This window comes from Achromobacter sp. 1012554356, from assembly GCF_059760815.1.
The window spans coordinates 1-5,736 of sequence record NZ_JCBANC010000111.1 but is presented as its reverse complement, the minus strand read 5'-3'; the positions used below and the strand labels follow the sequence as shown (position 1 = coordinate 5,736).

Annotated in this window: 7 protein-coding genes; 3 read left to right on the top strand and 4 right to left on the bottom strand. The window is 67.7% G+C overall.

Features of this window, described 5'->3' with window-relative positions:
* The first annotated feature begins 47 nt into the window (after positions 1-47).
* Together AC6LJW_RS29280 and AC6LJW_RS29275 are read left to right on the top strand one after the other, a co-directional pair.
* Positions 48-305 carry an RNA-binding S4 domain-containing protein gene (locus tag AC6LJW_RS29280; protein WP_056560755.1) on the top strand — a complete coding sequence of 86 codons (258 nt, stop codon included), beginning with the start codon at positions 48-50 and terminating at the stop codon, positions 303-305.
* 33 nt (positions 306-338) lie between these two features.
* Positions 339-914 (top strand): restriction endonuclease, encoded by a 576-nt coding sequence (locus AC6LJW_RS29275; RefSeq protein WP_498088955.1) that lies wholly within the window; start codon positions 339-341, stop codon positions 912-914.
* Positions 915-930: 16 nt separating this feature from the next.
* Here the strand turns inward: AC6LJW_RS29275 and AC6LJW_RS29270 are convergent, their stop codons facing one another.
* Positions 931-1,323 carry a nuclear transport factor 2 family protein gene (locus AC6LJW_RS29270; protein WP_498088954.1) on the bottom strand — a complete coding sequence of 131 codons (393 nt, stop codon included), beginning with the start codon at positions 1,321-1,323 and terminating at the stop codon, positions 931-933.
* 161 nt (positions 1,324-1,484) lie between these two features.
* Between AC6LJW_RS29270 and AC6LJW_RS29265 the strand changes: the two genes are divergently transcribed.
* Entirely contained in the window at positions 1,485-1,877 is a 393-nt protein-coding gene (locus AC6LJW_RS29265; protein ID WP_056560746.1) for a DUF2784 domain-containing protein, read from the top strand.
* A gap of 20 nt (positions 1,878-1,897) precedes the next feature.
* Here the strand turns inward: AC6LJW_RS29265 and AC6LJW_RS29260 are convergent, their stop codons facing one another.
* The 3 genes from AC6LJW_RS29260 to AC6LJW_RS29250 form a co-directional block, all read right to left on the bottom strand.
* Positions 1,898-3,025, bottom strand: coding sequence for an acyl-CoA dehydrogenase family protein (locus AC6LJW_RS29260; protein ID WP_498088953.1), 1,128 nt, complete (start codon positions 3,023-3,025; stop codon positions 1,898-1,900).
* A 137-nt stretch (positions 3,026-3,162) separates the two neighbouring features.
* The gene (locus AC6LJW_RS29255; RefSeq protein ID WP_498088952.1) at positions 3,163-4,983 is read right to left on the bottom strand and encodes a glycoside hydrolase family 15 protein; all 1,821 of its coding nucleotides are present in this window, start codon (positions 4,981-4,983) and stop codon (positions 3,163-3,165) included.
* Positions 4,984-4,990: 7 nt separating this feature from the next.
* Entirely contained in the window at positions 4,991-5,734 is a 744-nt protein-coding gene (locus AC6LJW_RS29250) for a glucose 1-dehydrogenase (protein WP_498088951.1), read from the bottom strand.
* Between the last annotated feature and the right edge of the window lie 2 nt (positions 5,735-5,736).

The following is a 5,736-nucleotide window of genomic DNA, read 5'->3' as shown; positions in this document are numbered from 1 at the left end:
CCCCCGGCAACGGCCCCGCCTGACCCCGAATCCCTGACCCACGCCTCATGTCCATCATCGAATTCACGCTTGCCGAAGGCAGCCCCTACATTGAAATCAACCAGCTGCTGAAAGCGACCGGCGTCGTGGACAGCGGCGGCGCCGGCAAGATGCTGGTGGCCGACGGTCAGGTCCGCGTCGGCGGCGTGGTGGAAACGCGCAAGACGGCCAAGATCCGCGATGGCCAGATCGTGACCTGCGGCGGCGTGCGCATCGTGGTTCGCGCCTTTGCCGGCGCCCCCGACGACGACGGCGAGAGCGCCTGATTTCCTGTTGATTCCCCCACGCCGCGAGCTGCCATGAAATTCAAGATGTCCCAGAACTCCATCTTCGCCGTGCTGCTGCGCTCGCCCTGGTGGATGAGCGCCGGCGTGGCCGTGCTGCTCAGCGCCGGCGGCTTTGCCGCGCTGCCGCTGGAGTATGCCGCAATGGGTGTCTTTGCCGCGGTGCCATTCGCCGTGATTTCCATCATGGCGGCCTACAAGCAGTTGCGCGCCCCGTCCGGCGCCCGTGTGCAGGCGGTGGCCGAAACCGTTGCCGCCATGTCGTGGGCGGACTTCTCAAAGACCGTCGAAGCCGGTTTCCGGCGCGATGGCTGTGAGGTCGAGCGCCTGCAGACGCCCGGCGCCGATTTCGCGCTAAGCAAGGACGGCCACGTGGCTATCGTCAGCGCCAAGCGCTGGAAGGCGGCAAGACACGGCGTGGAACCGTTGCGCGAACTGCAGACCGCGCGCGAGAAGCGCGGCGCCCGAGAAGCCATCTATATCGCGCTGGGCGACGTGTCCGACAACGCCTTGCAATATGCCAAGGCGCAGGGCGTCTCCCTGATGACCGCCCCGGAACTGACCAAGCTGCTGCGCGACTTGAAAGTCTGAAGCCCGCCGGGCCGTTTTAGACCACCATCACCGAACTGGCCGCGATGACGCGCCACGCGCCGGACGCGGAACCCGACGCCGCATCGGGCGTCCAGGTTCGCATGAAGCGGAACGTGCCGTTGGCCGGCACGCCGTTGTAGCTGCCCGCGATGCGGGCCAGCACCGACACTACCGCGCAATCGGCGCGCGGCAGGATGCACTGTTCGGACAGGTCCAGCGCGTGGATTTTCAGCAGCCCGCCGCGGTGCGCATCCAGGTCATCCTCCCGCGTGACCGTCCAGCCCATGTGATTGACGAACAGCAGGTCCGGATCCAGCAGCGCTTCCAGCGCGGCGATGTCCGAGGACAGCATGGCCTGGCGCAGCCGTTCCTCTGCGTCCTGGATGGCGGCGATGATCGAAGCGTGCATGGCGTGGGTTCCGGAAGTATCTTGGATTGAACACGCCCGCATTCTATTCGGTCATCAGGCGTCTTGCCTTGTTGCCAATGCCACGCACGCCGCATGCACGCATGCGCTTTAATGCACCTCCCGCCGATTTGCGGCGACCCTGCTATTGACGAATTTCAAAGATGACCTATCGCATCCTTGCCGACCTCGTGCTGGTCGTACATGGCCTGTTTGTCGCGTTCGTGGTGTTTGGCGGCCTGCTGACGCTGTGGAAACCGCGCATGGCGTTCTGGCATCTGCCGGCGTTGGCGTGGGGGGCGATGGTGATCGGCATGGGCTGGATCTGTCCGCTGACGCCGCTTGAAGTGTCATTGCGCGAACGCGCGGGGCAAGAAGGCTACGCGGGCGGCTTCATCGAGCACTACGTGCTGGGCATCATCTATCCCGAGGGCATCACCCGGACCACGCAAATGCTGCTGGCGGCGTTGCTGATCGTGGGGAACCTCGTCGTCTACACCGTGTGGGCACGCCGCCGGGCCGGCGTGCGCCGCGCGGCCGCAGCGGCCCGCAAATAGCGAGCCGCTGCGCGACCCGGCTACAGATTGCGGGCGATCACCAGGCGCTGGATGTCGCTGGTGCCTTCGTAGATCTGGCAGACGCGCACGTCCCGGTAGATGCGCTCGACCGGAAAGTCCTTCAGGTAGCCGTAGCCGCCCAGCGTCTGGATCGCCGCCGAACAGACCTTTTCGGCCATCTCGGACGCAAACAGCTTGGCCATGGACGCCTCGGTCAGCGCGGGCCGGCCGGCTTCGCGCAAGGCCGCGGCGTGCAGCACCATCTGGCGGGCGGCGTGGATCTGCGTCGCCATGTCCGCCAGCCGGAACGACACGGCCTGGTGTTCGATGATCGCTTTGCCGAAGGCTTGGCGGTCGCGGGCGTAGTCCCGCGCGCATTCGAAGGCCGCCCGCGCCATGCCCACCGACTGCGACGCGATGCCGATGCGCCCACCTTCCAGATTGGACAAGGCGATCTTGTAGCCCTCGCCCTCTTCGCCCAGCCGCCAGGCGGCCGGAATGCGCATGTCCTCGAACGCAATCTGGCAGGTGTCGGACGCGTGCTGGCCGAGCTTGTCTTCCACGCGCAGCACCTTGTACCCCGGCGTGTCGGTGGGGACGATGAACGCCGAGATGCCGCGCTTGCCTGCGTCGGGGTCGGTGACCGCGAACACGATGACCGTCTGTCCGTTACGGCCGGACGTGATGAACTGCTTGGCGCCATTGAGGATGTAGACGTCGCCGTCGCGCCGCGCGCGCGTGTGCAGGCTGCTGGCGTCGGAGCCGGCCTGCGGTTCGGTCAGCGCGAATGCGCCGATATGCTCGCCGCGCGCCAGCGGACGCAGGAACTGCGCCTTCTGGTCGTCGTTGCCGAACTTCAGGATGGGCATGCAGCCCACAGAGTTGTGCACGCTCATGATGGTGGAGCAGGCGCCGCTGCCCGCGGCGATTTCTTCCAGCGCCACCGCGTACGAGATATAGCCGCTGTCGTTGCCGTCCCAGGCCTCCGGCACCAGCATGCCGAAGAAGCCGAGCTGCGCCATCTCGGCGATGGCGTCGGCGGGATAGTGGTGTTCGCGATCCCAGCGTTCGGCGTTGGGCGCCAGGCGCTCCTGCGCAAACCGGCGCGCCATCTCCTGGACGCTTTGCTGTTCGTCGGTCAAAAGCATGGTTGCCTCTCCTGGTGCGGCGCACCGGCGGGCGAGCCGCGGCGCGCGTTTCATGTGATGTGCATGACCGGCGCCGGGCGGGCGGCGCCGTGTGATTGCGAGAATACACCCGCGCCCCCCGGCCGGGGCGCGTCCCGCTACGCCCGTGGCGCGTCCTGCTCGGCGCGCTGCTGCGCCGGCCCCATGGCGCGGCTCAGGTTATAGGCCGTGTTGACCAGGCCGATATGCGAGAAGCCCTGCGGGAAGTTGCCGACCAGCCGGCGCCGCACAACGTCGTACTCTTCCCCCAGCAGCCCCAGGTCATTGCGCAGGGACAGCAGGCGGTCGAAAAGCCGCTCCGCATCGCCCAGCCGGCCCTGCATCACGTAGGCGTCCGCCAGCCAGAAACTGCAGGCCAGGAAGACGCCCTCCTCGCCCTCAAGGCCGTCGTCGGTGTCCTCGACCGAATAGCGGCGCAGCAGGCCGCCGTGCATGAGTTCGCGTTCGATCGCGTGCACGGTGCCCGCCACGCGGGGGTCGCTTGCCGGCAGAAAGCCCACCTGCGGAATCAGCAGCAGGCTCGCGTCCAGCGCCGTCGATCCGTAACTCTGCACGAAGCAGCCGCGGGTGCGGTCGTAGCCGTGCTCGCAGATGTCCTTATGGATGCGTTCGCGCAGCCGGCGCCAGGCATCCACCGGACCCTTCAAGCCCCAGCGTTCGCACGCCTTGACCGCCCGGTCGAACGCCACCCAGCACATCACCCGCGAATGCGTGAAGGCGCGCCGTTCGCCCCGGACCTCCCAGATGCCGTGGTCCAGTTCACGCCAGCGCTGCTCCAGCGGCTTGAGCAGCACGTTCTGCAAGCGCCAGGCTTCGGCCAGCGGCGCCAGGTCCGCGACGCGCGCGGCGTAGAGCGTATCGATGAGTTCGCCGTAGATGTCGAGCTGGCTTTGTCCCGCCGCGCCATTGCCCCGGCGCACCGGCTGGCTGTCCTCGTAGCCGGGCAGCCAGGGAATCTCCAGCTCGGGCAGCCAGCGATCGCCGGCAATGCCATACATGATCTGCAACTGATCGGGGTGACCGGCCACCGCGCGCAGCAGCCATTGGCGCCACGCCTCGGCCTCTTCGCGATAGCCGGCGTTGAGCAAGGCGTACAGCGTCAGCGCCGAGTCGCGCAGCCAGCAATGGCGGTAGTCCCAATTGCGGCTGCCGCCCAGCGCTTCGGGCAGCGATGTTGTCGGCGCGGCAATGATCCCGCCGGTGGGCTGGAAGGTCAGCAGTTTCAGCGTGATCAGCGAGCGCACCACCGCATCGCGGCGGCCGTCGCCCGGCCCATCCCAATGGCAGCGCTTGGCCCATTCCTGCCACCACGAGACGGTGCGGTCCATGCTTTCGACGCGGTCCGGCACGAACCGGGGCGTGCGGTGCGAGCGGTGATAGGACAGCGTGAACGGCACGACGCGGCCCGGATGCAGCGAAAACCGCGCCGTGGTCTTCATGTCGTGACCTTCGAGCTCGATGGGCGTATGCAGCTCGACCGCGTCCGGGCCCGCAATGGCGTTCAGTCCGTAATCGCGCCGGCGCACCCACGGCACGCTCTGGCCGTAGTTGAAGCGCAGGATGAGCTCCATGTCCATCTGCACGTGGCCGGACTCGCCGCGCACGATGCGCACCACGTCCACGCGCTCGTCGTCATCGCTGAGCGGCATGAAGTCGTACACCAGCACCGACCCCGTGCGGGTCTCGAAGCGGGTCTCCAGCACCGCCGTATCGGGCACGTAGCGGCGCGACGTAGCCTTGATCTTGCCGTGCGGCGCGATCAGCCAGCGCCCGTGACGCTGGTCGCCCAGCAAGGCGGCAAAGCATGCGGGCGAATCGAAATGCGGCAGGCACAGCCAGTCGATCGAGCCGTCGCGCGCCACCAGCGCGGCGGACAGCATGTTGCCGATGAGTCCGTAGTCTTCCAGGGGTTTGGACATGCCGGCCTCAGCCCGCGCCGCGGAATTCGGGGTAAAGCGTCATGCCGCCGTCCACGAAGAGCGTGGTGCCGGTGACGTAGTCGGATGCATCGCTTGCCAGCCACACGGCCGCCTGGGCGATGTCCTCGGGCTCGCCGATCCGGCCGTACGGGATGAGTTCCAGCAGCTTGGCCAGCGCCTGCGGCGTGTCCCACGCCGGCTGGTTGATCGCGGTGCGGATGGCGCCGGGCGCGATGGAATTGACGCGGATGCGGTCGGGCGCCAGCTCCTGCGCCAGCGATTTCATCAGCAGCGAAATTCCGCCCTTGGACGCCGCGTAGTTCACCTGGAACGCCCACGGGATGACTTCGTGCACCGAGCTGATGAAGAGGATGTTGCCCACGGAACGGTTCTGGCGGTCCGGGCCCGGGGGTTGCGACTTGAAAGCCCGGGCGGCCGCCCGCGCGCACAGGAAATGGCCGGTCAGGTTCACGTCGATGACCCGCTGCCAATCGGCAAGGGTCATGTCGGCGATGGGCGACGGGTGCTCGACGCCCGCGTTGTTGACCAGGATGTCCACCCGGCCGAAGTGCTGCACGGCCTGCTCGAACAGATGGTCGACGTCGGCTTCCCGGCTGATGTCAGCCGCGGCTGCGACCGCCGTGCCGCCGCTGCGCTGGATCGTTTCGACCACCGCCGCGCCCCGGGCCTGCGAGTCCCCGCCCGCCCGGTGGTTCACCACCACCCGCGCCCCCGCGTCGGCCAGGCCGATCG

Excerpts from the sequence above, each read along its gene's own strand:
- AC6LJW_RS29265 (WP_056560746.1), top strand. The coding sequence starts at position 1,485 with ATGACCTATCGCATCCTTGCCGACCTCGTGCTGGTCGTACATGGCCTG.
- AC6LJW_RS29270 (WP_498088954.1), bottom strand. The coding sequence starts at position 1,323 with ATGCACGCTTCGATCATCGCCGCCATCCAGGACGCAGAGGAACGGCTG.
- AC6LJW_RS29280 (WP_056560755.1), top strand. The coding sequence starts at position 48 with ATGTCCATCATCGAATTCACGCTTGCCGAAGGCAGCCCCTACATTGAA.
- AC6LJW_RS29260 (WP_498088953.1), bottom strand. The coding sequence starts at position 3,025 with ATGCTTTTGACCGACGAACAGCAAAGCGTCCAGGAGATGGCGCGCCGG.
- AC6LJW_RS29275 (WP_498088955.1), top strand. The coding sequence starts at position 339 with ATGAAATTCAAGATGTCCCAGAACTCCATCTTCGCCGTGCTGCTGCGC.
- AC6LJW_RS29255 (WP_498088952.1), bottom strand. The coding sequence starts at position 4,983 with ATGTCCAAACCCCTGGAAGACTACGGACTCATCGGCAACATGCTGTCC.